The sequence below is a fragment of the Xanthomarina sp. genome (assembly GCF_035306705.1).
GTDB lineage: Bacteria > Bacteroidota > Bacteroidia > Flavobacteriales > Flavobacteriaceae > Xanthomarina.
The window spans coordinates 16,041-31,724 of sequence record NZ_DATGNO010000080.1 but is presented as its reverse complement, the minus strand read 5'-3'; the positions used below and the strand labels follow the sequence as shown (position 1 = coordinate 31,724).

At 34.1% G+C, this 15,684-nt stretch carries 11 protein-coding genes and 1 other RNA gene; 6 read left to right on the top strand and 6 right to left on the bottom strand.

Translation table 11 applies throughout. From position 1 onward, the window contains the following. Positions 1–152 precede the first annotated feature (152 nt). Positions 153–386 (top strand): putative signal transducing protein, encoded by a 234-nt coding sequence (locus VKY47_RS07000; protein WP_324311551.1) that lies wholly within the window; start codon positions 153–155, stop codon positions 384–386. Positions 387–465: 79 nt separating this feature from the next. Here VKY47_RS07000 and VKY47_RS06995 read toward each other — a convergent pair whose 3' ends face one another. Then, the gene (locus tag VKY47_RS06995) at positions 466–2,091 is read right to left on the bottom strand and encodes an ABC-F family ATP-binding cassette domain-containing protein (RefSeq protein ID WP_324311550.1); all 1,626 of its coding nucleotides are present in this window, start codon (positions 2,089–2,091) and stop codon (positions 466–468) included. A 159-nt stretch (positions 2,092–2,250) separates the two neighbouring features. Here VKY47_RS06995 and VKY47_RS06990 point away from each other — a divergent pair, with 159 nt between their 5' ends. Continuing rightward, a complete protein-coding gene (locus VKY47_RS06990) occupies positions 2,251–3,675 on the top strand; it encodes a TlpA family protein disulfide reductase (RefSeq protein WP_324311549.1) in 1,425 nt (474 codons plus the stop codon). A 52-nt stretch (positions 3,676–3,727) separates the two neighbouring features. On the opposite strand, the gene fsa is transcribed toward VKY47_RS06990, so the two are convergent. From fsa to ffs, 4 genes are all read right to left on the bottom strand, one after another. Then, entirely contained in the window at positions 3,728–4,381 is a 654-nt protein-coding gene (fsa, locus tag VKY47_RS06985; RefSeq protein WP_324311548.1) for a fructose-6-phosphate aldolase, read from the bottom strand. Between the two features lie 129 nt (positions 4,382–4,510). After that, the gene (locus tag VKY47_RS06980) at positions 4,511–8,431 is read right to left on the bottom strand and encodes a choice-of-anchor L domain-containing protein (protein ID WP_324311547.1); all 3,921 of its coding nucleotides are present in this window, start codon (positions 8,429–8,431) and stop codon (positions 4,511–4,513) included. 44 nt (positions 8,432–8,475) lie between these two features. Beyond that, positions 8,476–9,279, bottom strand: coding sequence for an SDR family oxidoreductase (locus VKY47_RS06975; RefSeq protein ID WP_324311546.1), 804 nt, complete (start codon positions 9,277–9,279; stop codon positions 8,476–8,478). Positions 9,280–9,424: 145 nt separating this feature from the next. Then, positions 9,425–9,523: signal recognition particle sRNA small type (gene ffs / locus VKY47_RS06970), an RNA gene on the bottom strand. Positions 9,524–9,612: 89 nt separating this feature from the next. On the opposite strand from ffs, the gene VKY47_RS06965 reads away from it, so the two are divergent. The 3 genes from VKY47_RS06965 (at position 9,613) to VKY47_RS06955 (ending at position 12,741) form a co-directional block, all read left to right on the top strand. Then, entirely contained in the window at positions 9,613–10,647 is a 1,035-nt protein-coding gene (locus VKY47_RS06965; protein WP_324311545.1) for a glutaminyl-peptide cyclotransferase, read from the top strand. A gap of 64 nt (positions 10,648–10,711) precedes the next feature. After that, positions 10,712–11,101 (top strand): acyl-CoA thioesterase, encoded by a 390-nt coding sequence (locus VKY47_RS06960; RefSeq protein WP_324311544.1) that lies wholly within the window; start codon positions 10,712–10,714, stop codon positions 11,099–11,101. A gap of 86 nt (positions 11,102–11,187) precedes the next feature. Further along, a complete protein-coding gene (locus VKY47_RS06955; RefSeq protein ID WP_324311543.1) occupies positions 11,188–12,741 on the top strand; it encodes a hypothetical protein in 1,554 nt (517 codons plus the stop codon). A gap of 80 nt (positions 12,742–12,821) precedes the next feature. On the opposite strand, the gene VKY47_RS06950 is transcribed toward VKY47_RS06955, so the two are convergent. Beyond that, entirely contained in the window at positions 12,822–14,093 is a 1,272-nt protein-coding gene (locus VKY47_RS06950; RefSeq protein ID WP_324311621.1) for a serine hydroxymethyltransferase, read from the bottom strand. A 247-nt stretch (positions 14,094–14,340) separates the two neighbouring features. Here VKY47_RS06950 and fahA point away from each other — a divergent pair, with 247 nt between their 5' ends. Beyond that, complete coding sequence (fahA, locus tag VKY47_RS06945) at positions 14,341–15,630, top strand: fumarylacetoacetase (RefSeq protein ID WP_324311542.1); 1,290 nt, start codon at positions 14,341–14,343, stop codon at positions 15,628–15,630. Positions 15,631–15,684: the final 54 nt, after the last annotated feature.

Genomic DNA, 15,684 nt, shown 5'->3' with positions numbered 1-15,684 from the left:
AATTTAAATAATTTAATAATATATCAAATATAATCATATAATTTAACATTTTGTGTTTTTCACAATTTTTTTAGAAGGGTGCTTTTAAATCATATTATCGACGAATTACAAGGTAATTTTGTATCTTTAAAAGCAATGCTAAATTAAATACTATGGAATCTAGTTATATAAAAATTTATACAGGAAGTTTTATTATTGCTCAATTAATAGTGGATAAATTGGATGCAGTAGGGATTAGTCCCATTGTAAAAGATGAAACGGAATCGGGGAGACTTGCAGGTTTTGGATCTCCTGTACCAGGGTATCAAGAGATTTTTGTTAGTGAAGAAGAACTCGATGCTGCCGTACCCATTGTAGAGAGTGTAACTGCCGAGTTGCAGCCTTAATATAAATATTTACAGTATCAGTCGCAGTTTTTAGTGTTTAAAACGAAAAATTGCGACTGTCTACTGAACTCTGCATACCTTACACGTTAACGGCATACATTTTATTACGTAATTCTTTAATTTTAGGATCTTGCATATACTCATCAAACGTAGTATATCTATCTATAATTCCTGTTGGGGTTAATTCTACAACCCTGTTTGCTACAGTTTGTGCAAATTCATGATCATGCGTAGAAAACAATACGGTGCCTTTAAAGTTTTTTAGCGAATTGTTAAAGGTAGTAATACTCTCTAAATCTAAGTGGTTTGTAGGTTCGTCTAACATTAAAACATTGGCTCTTACCATCATCATTCTGCTCAACATGCATCTTACTTTTTCTCCTCCAGAAAGTACATTCGATTTCTTTAAAGCTTCTTCACCACTAAAAATCATTTTTCCTAAAAAACCACGAATATGTACTTCTTCACGTTCTTCTTCGGTTTTGGCCCATTGGCGTAACCAATCTACAAGGGTTAAATCATTTTCAAAAAACTCACTATTATCTAAAGGTAAATAAGATTGTAAGGTGGTAATTCCCCAGTTATACACTCCGGAATCGGCTTCAATTTTCCCGTTTAAAATTTCGAAGAGTGCGGTTGTAGCTCTAGAATCTTTTGAATACAAAACCACTTTATCTCCTTTTACCAAATTCAAATCCAATTTAGTAAACAAGGTTTCGCCATCAATAGATGCAGCAAGGTTTTCTATATTTAAAATTTGATCGCCAGCTTCTCGTTCTCTTTCAAAAATAATGGCAGGATATCTTCGGCTAGAGCGTTTTATATCTCCAATATTTAATTTTTCAATCATTTTCTTTCTACTTGTTGCTTGTTTACTTTTTGCAACGTTCGCAGAAAATCGTCTAATAAATTCTTCTAATTCCTTTTTCTTTTCTTCAGCCTTCTTGTTTTGTTGTGCATGCTGTCTTGCTGCCAATTGAGACGATTCGTACCAAAACGTATAGTTTCCAGAAAAATGGCTTATTTTCCCAAAGTCTATATCAGAGATATGTGTACAAACGGCATCTAAAAAGTGTCTGTCGTGAGAAACCACAATCACACAGTTTTCATAATTTGCCAAAAAGTTCTCTAACCACGAAATGGTTTCGTAATCCAAGTCGTTGGTAGGCTCATCCATAATCAACACATCTGGATTTCCAAAAAGCGCTTGAGCCAAAAGCACTCGTACTTTTTGTTTACCATCTACATCTTTCATTAATGTGTAGTGAAGGTCTTCAGTAATTCCTAAGTTAGATAGCATAGCAGCAGCATCGCTATCTGCGTTCCAACCATTCATTTCTTCAAATCGCACTTGTAATTCGCCAATTTTATCAGCATTCTCATCTGTATAATCGGCATATAGTGCGTCTATTTCCGATTTCAATTTAAACAAAGGCTTGTTTCCTATTAAAACCGTTTCTAAAACCGTATGTTCGTCGTATAAGTTGTGGTCTTGTTCAAAAACCGACATTCGTTTACCAGGCTCTAAATGAACATGTCCAGATGTTGGATCTTGTTTTCCAGATAGAATCTTTAAGAATGTAGATTTTCCTGCGCCATTGGCACCAATAATTCCGTAGCAATTTCCTTGATTAAAAGATATGTTCACATCGTCGAAAAGAACACGTTTTCCAAATTGGACGGATAAATTAGAAACTGATAACATAAGCGTATAATTTAAATTTTTGCAAAAATAGTCAAAAGCAACTACAACCTAAAACAAAAGCAATCTTATTAATATTTAACAGCGAATTAACAACAGATGAAGCTAGCAACTTTTATTTTTGTCTTTGATTTAATGAAACGAAATATCTTTAAAAGATTTATGAAGCATCTTTACTTATTAATATTATTATTGGTAACTCTGGTATCATGTAAAAAAGATGCCAATCAAAACGAAGGTGAAATAGCCTACCTAGGAGGCGAAATAATAAATCCTTCCAATAACTATGTGGTTTTACTAAAAGGTAATTCTGTTATAGATACTTTACCGCTTGATACCAAAAACAGATTTCTTTATAAAGTTAAGGAGTTAATCCCTGGTTTATATACCTTTTCGCATGGTGGTGAAATTCAAATGGTTTTATTGGAACCCCTTGATAGTATTATGTTTAGGCTAAATACCATGGAGTTTGACGAATCTTTAGTGTTTACAGGAAAAGGCGCAAGAAAGAACAATTATTTAATTAATTTATATTTGGACGGAGAGATTGAAGATAAACAGGTTTTGGGGTTTAGTCATCTTTCTCCTAAGGATTTTGAATATAAGTTAGACTCTATCAAAGAATATAAGTTAAAAAAATTACACGAATTTACTTCCAGACAAAGAACCTCCGAGCTTTTTTACCATTTGGCAGAATCTAATATTAATTACGATTATTACTTAAGCAAAGAAACTTATCCGTTTATTAATTATACAAAGAACGAACGTGAAAATTTTGAATCCTTACCAGTAGATTTTTATAGTTATAGAGATAACATTGATTATAATGATGAGAATCTAGTTGATTATTTTCCATACTCTTCATTTTTAAAGCACCATTTTGAAAACTTAGCGCTTACAGAACACTTTAAAACTTCAAAAGATAGTGTTTTTAGTAAACAATCTTTAGACTATAGTTTAATTAGATTGCAGTTAATAGATAGTTTAATGACAAACGAAAACATTAAGAACTCTTTGTTGATTAGTGCCATTATCGAATTTATTAGTAATAACAAGAATGTAGACATCTACAATAGTATGTTGCAGTCTTATCTCGCTAAGAGCACCAATACGAAGCATAAAGAGTATGTAAGTAATCTAGTAGGTGCCTTAATTAGCTTAAAACCAGGAAACCCTTTACCAAACGTGAAAGTTTTTGATGTGCTTAACAACGAACTGGATTTAAGTTCGGTTTTAAAAAATAAACCCTGTGTTATTTTCTTCTGGTCTCAAGCCACCATGAATCATGTGGTAGAAAGCCATAGAAAAGTAGCTGAACTTAAAGAGAAGTATCCAGAAGTGTTGTTTTTAGGAATTAATGCCAACAATGACAGTAAGGACTTATGGAAAAAAACTTTGGAAAAGTATCATTTTGAAACCGCTCGAGAATATCTATTGAAAAATCCAAAAGAGGCTAAGCAAACTCTGGCCATTTTTCCAATTACCAAAGTCATTATTTTAAACAGAAAAGGATTTATTGAAAACTCCCATGCCAACATGTTCTCTATTAATTTTGAAGAAGAACTATTAGGCGTAATCAATCAATAAAAAAGCCCCAATATAATATTGAGGCTGTATGTTTTATGATAGAAATAAACTCTTAGTTTCCTTTTTTGTAATCTTCTAGAAACTTAGCCAAACCTATATCAGTTAAAGGGTGTCTTAAAAGTCCTTCAATAGCATCTAAAGGACCTGTCATAACATCGGCTCCTAATTTAGCACAATCTATAATATGCATGGTATGACGAATAGATGCTGCTAAAATTTCAGTTTCAAAACTATAGTTATCGTAAATGTGTCTTATTTCACCAATTAGATTTAATCCATCTGTAGAAATATCGTCCAATCTACCAATAAATGGAGATACATAAGTAGCACCTGCTTTGGCAGCCAATAGGGCTTGTCCTGGAGAAAACACTAAAGTAACATTCGTTTTAACGCCTTTATCAGAAAAATACTTACAGGCTTTAATTCCATCTTTAGTCATAGGTAATTTAATAACTATTTGTTCGTGCAGCTCGGCCAATGCTTCTCCTTCGCGAACCATACCTTCAAAATCTGTTGAAATAACTTCAGCACTTACATCGCCATCCACAATATTACAAATGTCTACATAATGTTTTAAAATGTTATCATGACCAGTAATGCCTTCTTTTGCCATTAATGAAGGATTTGTAGTAACACCATCAAGTACTCCTAAGTCTTGGGCTTCTTTAATTTGGTCTAAATTGGCAGTATCAATAAAAAATTTCATAAATAATTGGTTTTTAATTCCTTTTAGGTGAATTTCGTTGTGTTTATTCCGAAACTTCGGTCGTGCAAAATTACAATTTATAATGTTTTGGTACGCTTATTAATTAGCAAAAAAACTGTTAAATCTCGTTTATCTTTTTAAGGTGAAATGCGCTTTGAATATCTTTTTAACCGAGGAGATTGGCTCGGTGTATTCCACTGTAAACCAATAGTCGTTGGTTGGTAAAGGCTCACCATTAAATCTGCCATCCCAACCAGTTCCATTAGGACTAATTTGTTTTATGAGTTTGCCATATCTGTCGTAAATAATAATTTTTGCTTCAGGCTGATCTTGCATCCCATATAGGTTCCAGGTATCATTATAACCGTCATTATTTGGAGTGAAGAATTTAGGATAATCTATCACGGTTAGTTCATATACAAATTCATTACAATTGTAGGTATCTCTAACTCGGATATTATGTTCTCCACCACTAACATTATGGAAAGTTGTAGCATCTTTCCACTCTCCATAATCTAAACTAATTAAATAATTACCTTGTCCTACAATAGTTACTTCAATGGCGTTATTGTTTGTAAACGATTGGCTGATAACTTCAGCAGTAATACTTTCAGGAGGATAGGAGTCTACAACTTCTGTAGTTCCAGGAATGGTACATCCAGTTGAAATATTTACTGCATTAACTGTATAGAAGCCAGTTGTTGTTGGTGTGAAAGTTGCTTGATTAGCTCCAGTAATTAGGTTGTTTATATCGGTTACTTCCCCATAATACCACTGAAAAGTATATTCGGTTTCACTTAAATGCGTGTCGATTGGCGGGTTAGGTAAAATAGTTTCAGTTACTGGATCTATAACTTGATTATTCGTATCTAAACAAATAACATATTTGTTTTCGAACGCTATTTCAGGAACTGGATTTACAATAAGGGTTAATGGTATTATTTGAGAACAATTGTTAGTGAATGGCGTAACACGCACATAAATAATTTGACTAACAGGCTCTGTGTTTGTGAAATCTAACGGATTGTTAATGGTATTGGTGTTTCCTTCTAAAGCATCTTGCTCATTTTCGTAATAGGTAATCACGAAATCTAAAGCATTTAGACCATTTAAAATACTGTTTTCACTTCTAGTTATATCAAAGGCATCATAACCATCGTTATCTACCTCACATTCTTCAATAGGAGCAGGTGTTAGATTTAAGTTAGCAAATAAAACAGTGTTTAGTGTTAAAGTCGTTTGAGAGATACAGCCATTTGTACCTGTTGCCACAACAATAATGTTATTATCTAAAACAGTATTTAAATAGGCCGACGGATTGGTTATTGGGTTGTTGTTATCTACATCTAATTGCGATTCGTAATAAACCAGGATTATGGAATTATCATTTCCAGTAATTTCATTTTTTCTAATGGTTAGATTATATTCGGTATTTATTTGATAGCTACAAATTTGAATGGGAGTTGGTTCAAAAACACTTGGGTTTGCATTAATAATCAAATTGAAACTCATATCTGTTGCTACACATTCATCGACATCTCCAACACCATTGTTATTATTATCAAATTGTGCCCTAACATATATAGTTCTTGGATTCTGATTGTTTATATAAGCTCCAACAATTGGGTTTGTGTTGTTCTTGGCATCTTCTGAACTTTCAAAATAAGAAATTAACAATGGCGTTGGTTGCGTGCCTATAACTTCTATGTCTTTTGTTGTTAAATCGAAAGTAGCCTCGTTATTATCACTACAAAGTGCGTAATTAGAAATTGGATTGAGTTCCGGTAAGGCATTTACTGTTAAGGTTATGTGTTCGCCTAAACCAAGGCAAGCATTGATGTTTTCATTGTCGATTCTAACAAAAATATTTTGAGTAAAAGGGGAATTCTCATTTCTAAAATCGGTGATGTTCAAGATGGCGTTTTCTTCAGAAAGAGCGTCTGCCATACTTGCATAATAGCTAACTACTACATTCTGCCCGATCGGGAATAAGGCTTCAATTTGAGTAGTTGCATCGCTAAAATTAAAGGAGGCTATTCCGTTCCTGTTGTCACTATCAACAAGCGCATCGTCGCAAACCACGTAATCTAAGTGGAAGTTTGCTGGTATTTGGGAGGCTCCAACAATTAAATCTATTCTAGTAATTCTATGACAGCCTTCTTCATTTTCAACTCTTGAATAAACAACATCATTAAATGGGTTTAGGTTTGGGTAGGCCGTTAGATTTGTAATCTGATCTACAGCTAATCCAGTTTGTGCAAGAGCTTCGGTTTCATAAAAAGTAATTTCATAGTCCAAATAATTAGCAGAAATTAAATTATAGGCTTGAGTTAAATTAAATAAGGTTAATCCGTCTAAATCGTCATCGCATTGTTCCAAGGTAACGGTAATTGCAGTTATAGGTAAAGAGTTAACTACAAGAGTAACTGTAGCTGTACCGTAACAAGTAGGATTGTCTATGTTTTCCAGTCTGACAATAATTTCTTGTTGATCTGCAACAATATTCGTGTATAATAAAGAAAGGGGTGACGCATTGATATTGGCATCTGCTTGATCTATGTGATAAGAAATATTTAACTCTGCAGGATTTTGATTGCCATAAACTTGAGCAGCAAGGGTATTTAAATCGAACTCAACCATGCCATTAGTATCATCTCCATCGTCGATATTGTCGCATAATTCATAAATTACTGGCGCGGCAATGGGAGCTGGAGTGACATCTATTAAAAAGCTTGTGGTGTCGAAACAATTAAGGTTTTGGTTGCTTTCTATTCTTGCAAAAATGGTTTCTTCAAAATAGGCTACTTGATTGGTATAGGAATCTTCTAAAGGATCGATGTTGGCATCTGCATTTGCTTGGCTTGTGTGATAGCTTATTGAAAAATCGGTTTCTAGCTGAGTATCTAAAATAAATTCGTTTAGTAGTAATAGATTAAATTCTATAAACCCATCATTATCAATATCGCAAAGTATCTGGTCAGGAATCGGATTTGCTATGGGGCTGGTTGTAAATTCAATTGTCACGGTATCTGTTGCTGTACAACTTGTTCCATAAGCAACAAGCACGCTATAGGTACCGTCTTCAATAACTATAAGAGTTGGCTCTGTTTCTCCAATAATTTCAACACCGTTAAAATACCAAGTATGAGCTACAGAATTTGGTGGAATTTGAGTATCTAAAACAACAGTATCGATAGAGCACGCAGGGTTACCATTTGCAATGGTTAAATTTTCCCCAATATTAAGGCCAATATTAAAACTTCCAGCTTCTATAAAAATGGCAGAATCCCACGCATAATCTCCTTGATCTGCTACCACAAGCTTAATTTCATAGGCTTGGAAAGGCACTACTGTGGCACTTGCCGTTAGTACTTTGGTTTGACCGCCATAATTGGTGTGAGGTAGATTATATCCTTCAAAGAGGTTAACATTGGCAGGACATCCATTTGAGTTATTAACATTGGTAACAGTTATTGGTTGTCCATTTGGGAGTATTGCCAAGTTGGTATATGTTGCGGCACCTACTTCACGTAATAAGAAAGCAAAACTATCTGAGTACAAACATTCAAAATAGTTGTTATATTCTTCAGAAGCCATAATAAAGTTAAAGCTAAAATCCGCAGAGGTAGGCACAAAATTAAATTTCACAAAAGTGGCATCTAAGGTTCCCGACACACCTAAAGCTGCTTCTAAATCGGAATCTCCAGGCATGAAGTTTTCATTGCTAGGTTCTCCGTTAATATTTATTGTGTTATTTCCAGCAGGATAAGCCTGGCCATTAGTTAATATAATCCCTTCATCGAAAGCAAAGGTGCTTCCTAGAGGTTTTTTAAAATAGCCATAACTTTTAGAGTATGTTTGGTTCGGAGCTCCAAAAGCTTGGTTGGAAAAATTATTTACTTCGGCACAATCACCACTTATTAATACGTTTTCTACTAATTCCTGCAAACTATATCGCGATTCTGCATGGCTGGGATTGTTTATCTCGAGTATTTGTGCATAACCCATACATCCACTTAAAATGATATAGAGTGATAATAATTTCTTCATAGCTAGTTTGTTTTTCAATGCTTTCTTTTTAGAACAATAGAAGTTTACAGCTTATAATGCTTTAATAAAAGCTTCTCGTAAGTCTTGTCGGGCAGAATTCTTTTTAACACAATAGAAAACTTTTGCATGAATTCTCCAATTTTATAATGAACTTTAGGCTTGGGAGTATTAATGATTTTAAAGATGGCCTTAGCCATAAGTAAGGGATCTTTGCCTTCATCTACATGCGTATCCATGAGTTTTAAGGTGTTTCCATAAGGAATTTTATATGGGGAATTCTCTAAAATAGGAGCGTGGTATCGCCCAGAAGCTATATTAGTCGCAAAATCGCCAGGTGCCACATTGGTCATTTGAATATTGAAGTCTTTAATCTCCATTCTAAAAGCTTCGGTAACCAGTTCAAAAGCACCTTTACTGGCACTATAAATACCTCTATAAGGTAAACCCATATAACCAGCAATGGAAGTAACGTTTATTATTAATCCCGAACCATGAGCGCGCATGCTAGGCAACACGGCTTTAATGACATTAATGGGACCAAATAAATTGGTGTCGAAGTTGTTTTTAATTTCAGATTCAGGAATTTCTTCAATAGGACCTGTAATACCAACTCCTGCATTGTTAATCAAAACATCTATATGTCCTTCTTTTGAAAGTACGTGATTAATGGCACTTGTAATAGTTTCCTTTTTAGTAACATCTAAAGCTACAATGGGAAATTTACTTTCGGGGTATTTTTCGGGTGATCGGCTTGTTCCGTAAACAATAAATCCTTTTTGGACTAGAAATTCACCAACAGATTTTCCTATTCCAGAAGATCCACCTGTAATCAAAACAATTTTAGACATAGCGTTAAAGATATAATAAAATTGTAAAATTAAAAATGAATTGCAAATAGTAGGGGTAAAAAGAAAAAGATTTGAAAACCGGAGCTTTCAAATCTTTGTTATTTTTATGTCCTTTTCTTAAGAAAGGATTAAGGATAGGCAAAAAAAAAGGCAAGTTACCTACATCACACTGCTACGACCATTTACCTTTGCTGCGTTCCCGCCCTGGAGGATTCAACAGGAGCTAGTTGTGTAGGACTTGCCTCGTGCAAAGATACAATACTTTTAATTTTAATGCAATGATTTTTTAAACTGAATTTTAATAAATAACTTGCCGAAAATTATAAAGTTAAAATGAAGACATTCAAACATCTTACAATCATATTTTTAGGGAGTTTTTTACTGTCTTGTGGAAGTAATTCTGCACAGAAAAAAAATGATATTTCTATTAAAACTAATGCCGAAGGGCAAGCTATTACGATAGATGAAACCTTGAAACTCTCGATTTCCAATCCAAAAAACCATGAAGTTTCTTCGGTAGAGTTTAAAATAGATGGAAATCCAGTTTCAGAACCAATAGATTTAAAAGAATATAGGTTGGGTGAACATCTGGTTGAAGCACATCTTAATTTAGATGGAACAACCGAAATTATTACTCAGAAAATCACTATTTTAAACAATCAGACTCCTAAAGTATATTCGTATAAAATTATTAACGAATATCCTCACGATATAACTTCTTACACCCAAGGTTTGGAGTTTTACAAAGGTGAATTATACGAAAGCACAGGACAATACAAGGAGTCCAAACTTAGAAAAGTAGATTATAAAACAGGAGAGGTTTTAAAAAACATCAATTTGGCCGATGCCTATTTTGGTGAAGGCTTAACCATTTTAAACGATAAAATTTATCAACTTACATGGAAAAGTGGTACAGGTCTTGTTTACGATGTAAACACGTTTGAAAGAACAGGAAGCTTTAAATATGGTGAAAGTAAAGAAGGATGGGGAATTTGCAACGATGGCAAAAAACTGTATAAAAGTGATGGAACCGAAAAAATTTGGATCCTAAATCCAGATACCTTAACTGAAGAGAGCTTTATTCAAGCTTACCATAATAAAGGAAAAGTCGTGGAATTGAACGAATTGGAATGGGTGGATGGTAAAATCTACGCCAACCGTTATAACAAAAATGGCGTGGCCATTATAAATCCTAAAAATGGTGCTGTGGAAGGGGTCATCGATTTTACACCTTTAAGAAAGCTAGTTACCCAACATCCAAAATTAGATGTATTAAATGGAATTGCTTATAATCCAGATACCAAAACCTTTTTTATTACAGGAAAACGTTGGGATAAGCTGTTTGAAGTTGAGATTATTGAAAAATAGAAAATTATAATTTAATCTAAGTGGATATATTTCAGAGGCATTTCTAATAAATAAATAAATAATTTTGAAAACTTTCGAGAGCTTTTTAACGGTTAGTAAAGACGATTTAGACGATCTAGATCACGTTAATAATGTGCGTTATGTTCAGTGGGTTCAGGATATTGCCAAAGAACATTGGGTTACTTATGCTTCCCAGGAAATAAGAGATGCTTACTTTTGGGTCATGCTCACACATTCTATAGAATATAAACGCCCAGCCATATTGGACGATGCCATTAAAATTAAAACTTATATCACAAAATCTGAAGGGGTAACCTGTACAAGAGTTGTTGAAATTATAAATAATACCACAAATAAGCTTTTGGCAAAATCTGAAACAACTTGGTGTTTTATAAGTTCAAAGACTCTAAAACCAACAAGGATAATAGATGAGGTTTTTAAAATATTTTACTAAAATGTTAGTTTCATACTAAATCATCAATTCAAAAGTTATATTTTTACCAAGTACTCGAGATATTATTCCTAAATGATCATTCAAAAATGAAGCAAACCTTTTATGTTATTATTTGTTTAAGCGTTTTTATCTTTACCAGTTCCTGTAGAAAAGATTTGGATTTTGGACCGAGCTCTGGAAATCTGGAATTTTCAAAAGATACCGTTTACTTAGACACCGTTTTTACAAATATTGGGTCTAGTACCTACAATCTTAAAGTGTATAATAGAAGCAGTAACGATATTAGTATTCCTTCTCTTAGATTGGCTTTGGGCGAAAACTCAAACTATCGATTAAATGTAGATGGAATGCCTGGAAAAGTGTTCCAAAACGTAGAGATTCTTGCAAAAGATAGTATGTACGTATTTATAGAAACAACTATCGATATCAATAATTTACCGAATTTAAATGGCGAATTTTTATATACCGATAAAATAGAATTCGACTCTGGTTCCAACTTTCAATCGGTAGAATTGGTAACCCTAGTAAAGGATGCCGTTTTTATCTATCCTGATAAAGATAATACGACAGGAATTATTGAAACCTTGACTATAAACATAGGCGGAGAGCTTATAGAAACCGATATTCAAGGTCGTTATTTATTGCCAAGCGAATTAACTTTTACAAACCAAAAACCCTATGTGGTCTATGGGTATGCAGCCGTTCCAAACAACGAAACTTTAACGGTTGAAGCTGGAGCACGCGTACATTTTCATGCCAATTCTGGAATTTTGGTTTCAGAAGGTGCTAGTTTACAAGTTAATGGTGCTTTAAGTTCCGATCAGGAGTTGTTGGAAAATGAAGTTGTTTTTGAAGGAGACAGACTAGAACCTAGTTTTTCTAATATTCCGGGGCAATGGGGAACCATTTGGTTGCTTGAAGGCAGTGTTAATAACAACATTAATTACGCAACTATTAAAAATGGCGCTGTTGGTATTTTATGTGAAGGAAATCCGAATGAAGTCAACAACAAACTAAATATCACCAATTCGAAAATATACAATTCCAGTAATTTTGGAATCTTAGGAAGGAGAACTTCTATTTTAGCTGAAAACTTAGTGATTAATAATTCTGGACAAAGTAGTTTTGCTGCTACTTTTGGAGGAAAATATAATGTAACACATAGCACGATTGCTAATTTTTGGAATAATAGTTATAGACAGTTTCCAACCTTATTGATCAATAATTTTCTTTTAGATGCGGATAACGTGGCTTATTTAGCCGATTTAACCGAAGCCAATTTCAACAATTGCATTATTTACGGAAACGATAATATCGAATTTATTCTGGATGAAATTGAAGATCCAGGCGTGGTCTTCAACTTTAAGTTTACAAACAGCTTGATGAGATTTCAAGATAATAACAATAATTTTACTGGCTCTAATTATAATTTCAATGATTCAGCTTTATATGAAGGGAATGTTTTTAATCAAAATCCAGATTTTAAAGATAGAGACAGGAACCAAATGATAATTGGCGAGGATTCCAAAGCAAATGCTCTAGGGAATCCTGGCTTTGCCGGACAAGTACCAAACGATATTTTAGGTGTAAGTAGAATGGGTTCTCCAGATTCTGGAGCTTACCAACATATTATGTTTTAAACAAAACATTCTAAAAAGTAAACATAAAAAAACCTGCTGATCCAGCAGGTTTTTCTGTTTTATATAAAAGTTATAAAAACCTATGCAAATAAAGGCAAGTCTCTCATCATGACATTGGCTTTTTCAGCAATAGCTTCTAGCTTGGCTTCATCTTCATGATTCATTAGTGCTTCATCGATTAAAGCTACAATTCCCTCCATGTCTTTTTCTTTTAGGCCTCTAGTGGTAACGGCTGGCGTTCCAATTCTAATTCCAGAAGTTACAAATGGAGATTTATCGTCAAAAGGAACCATGTTTTTGTTTACTGTAATATTTGCTTTTACTAAAGCCTGTTCAGCATCTTTTCCAGTAAGATTCTTATTTCTTAAATCAATCAACATCATGTGGTTGTCTGTGCCACCAGAAATAATATGATAACCTCTATTTACGAAAGATTGTGCCATGGCTTTTGCATTCTTCTGAACTTGTAGCATATAATGTAAATACGCATCGGTTAAAGCTTCACCAAAAGCAATCGCTTTAGCGGCAATAATATGCTCTAAAGGACCACCTTGATTTCCAGGAAATACAGCAGAATCCAATAATGACGACATTTTACGTAAGCTTCCGTTTTTAAGTGTTAATCCAAACGGATTGTCGAAATCCTGTCCCATCATAATCATTCCACCTCTTGGTCCACGTAAGGTTTTGTGTGTGGTAGTGGTTACTATATGGCAATGAGGCAACGGATCGTTTAAAATACCTTTAGCAATAAAACCAGCGGGATGTGCAATATCGGCCAATAACAAAGCACCAACACTATCTGCTATTTCTCTAAAACGTTTAAAATCCATATCTCTAGAATAAGCAGAAGCCCCAGCAATAATTAATTTTGGTTTTTCTTTTTTAGCCATTTCTTCCACATGGTCGTAATCAATTAGACCAGTTTCTTTTTTTACTCCATAAAAAACTGGGTTGTATAATTTTCCTGAAAAATTTACAGGAGAACCATGGGTCAAATGTCCACCATGAGATAAATCGAAGCCTAATATTTTATCGCCTGGTTTTAAGCAAGCCGCATAAACAGCAGTGTTGGCCTGACTTCCAGAATGTGGTTGTACGTTTACGTATTCGGCATTAAATAAAGTTTTTGCTCTGTCTATGGCCAATTGTTCTACCTCGTCAACCACCTCACAGCCACCATAATAACGTTTTCCAGGATAGCCTTCGGCGTATTTGTTAGTTAAAACAGAACCTGCAGCTTCCATAACTTGGTTGCTTACAAAGTTTTCGGAAGCAATTAACTCAATGCCTTCCAGTTGTCTGTGTTTTTCAGCTTCAATTAATTCGAAGATTTGTTCGTCGCGTTGCATCATTTTATTTGTTTTTTAATTCAATAAATCCCGATGGGTTTTAATGAAAATCTTGTTATCGTTAAAATCATGTCAAAAATAACAAATAGATTAGTTTAAACCATCAAAAAACATATATTTACTTTGCTTTTTGGATTTCATTAAGGAATCAATTAAAATCACATTCTTTCTTAATTATTAGTATAAAAATAAAAAGTTATGTAGGTTTGAATAGATTTTTAACAATATAAAAAAACTCACAATGGTTATGTCAATATCAGCTAATGATCCACATAGAAAATCGTGGTTACATGTAGATAAAAACTCAGATTTTCCAATACAAAATATTCCTTTTGGAGTGTTCTTAACGCGAGATGATATTATTACAATCGGAACGCGAATAGGAGATACGGCCATCGATTTAGGAGCTTTACATCAATTAGGTTATTTTGAAGGAATTCCATTAACCGACGATATTTTTCTGCAGGATACCTTAAACGATTTTATTGCAGACGGTAGAAAAACTTGGAGAACAGTTAGAAATAGAATTGCGCATATTTTTGATGCAGAAAACGACGAATTAAAAAACAACGTCAAACACAAGGAAATTGTTCTCTTTCGCCTAGACGAGATTGAAATGCAATTACCTGTTCAAATAGGAGATTATACCGATTTTTACTCAAGCATTGAACATGCTACCAATGTGGGAACCATGTTTCGCGACCCAGAAAACGCCTTAATGCCAAACTGGTTGCACATTCCTGTGGGATACCATGGAAGAAGTAGTTCTATTATTCCTTCGGGAATTCCAATTCATAGACCACAAGGACAAACCCTCCCAGCTGGAAGTGATACACCAGTTTTTGGACCATCAAAATTAGTGGATTTCGAACTTGAAATGGCTTTTATTACAACAGCTGCCAACGATTTAGGTGAACCTATTCCTATTGAGGAAGCCGAAGAATATATTTTTGGTTTGGTTTTATTTAATGATTGGTCTGCAAGAGATATCCAAAAATGGGAATATGTACCATTAGGACCCTTCTTGGCAAAAAGTTTTGCATCGTCCATTTCACCTTGGATTGTAACTTTAGATGCTTTAGAACCTTTTCGAGTTGAAGGCCCAAAACCATTGAAACCACAATTGCCTTATTTACAATATAAAGGAAAGAAAAGTTACGACATTAAATTGGAGGTTGCCATCAAACCTAAATCGGCCAAAGAAACGATTGTTAGCAAGTCTAACTTTAAATACATGTACTGGAATATGGTACAGCAATTAACGCATCATACTGTTAATGGATGTCCAGTAAATTCGGGCGATATGATGGGGTCTGGAACTATTTCAGGACCAACGCCAGATTCTTACGGTTCCATGTTGGAATTAAGTTGGAGAGGTGAAAAACCTATTAAACTTCAAGACGGTTCAGAGCGTAAGTTTATAAACGACTACGATACGGTTATTATGCGTGGCCATTGCGAAAAAGATGGTACCAGAATTGGTTTTGGTGAAGTCTCAACTGAGTTGCTTCCTATATTTGTTCCGAAGAAAAAATAAATAAAAAAGAAGCGACCAACAGGTCGCTTTTTTTATTTTAACAGACATCCCTAA

Excerpts from the sequence above, each read along its gene's own strand:
- VKY47_RS06950 (WP_324311621.1), bottom strand. The coding sequence starts at position 14,093 with ATGCAACGCGACGAACAAATCTTCGAATTAATTGAAGCTGAAAAACAC.
- VKY47_RS06980 (WP_324311547.1), bottom strand. The coding sequence starts at position 8,431 with ATGAAGAAATTATTATCACTCTATATCATTTTAAGTGGATGTATGGGT.
- VKY47_RS06955 (WP_324311543.1), top strand. The coding sequence starts at position 11,188 with ATGAAGCAAACCTTTTATGTTATTATTTGTTTAAGCGTTTTTATCTTT.
- VKY47_RS06975 (WP_324311546.1), bottom strand. The coding sequence starts at position 9,279 with ATGTCTAAAATTGTTTTGATTACAGGTGGATCTTCTGGAATAGGAAAA.
- fsa (WP_324311548.1), bottom strand. The coding sequence starts at position 4,381 with ATGAAATTTTTTATTGATACTGCCAATTTAGACCAAATTAAAGAAGCC.
- VKY47_RS06995 (WP_324311550.1), bottom strand. The coding sequence starts at position 2,091 with ATGTTATCAGTTTCTAATTTATCCGTCCAATTTGGAAAACGTGTTCTT.
- VKY47_RS06965 (WP_324311545.1), top strand. The coding sequence starts at position 9,613 with ATGAAGACATTCAAACATCTTACAATCATATTTTTAGGGAGTTTTTTA.
- VKY47_RS07000 (WP_324311551.1), top strand. The coding sequence starts at position 153 with ATGGAATCTAGTTATATAAAAATTTATACAGGAAGTTTTATTATTGCT.
- VKY47_RS06990 (WP_324311549.1), top strand. The coding sequence starts at position 2,251 with ATGAAGCATCTTTACTTATTAATATTATTATTGGTAACTCTGGTATCA.
- fahA (WP_324311542.1), top strand. The coding sequence starts at position 14,341 with ATGTCAATATCAGCTAATGATCCACATAGAAAATCGTGGTTACATGTA.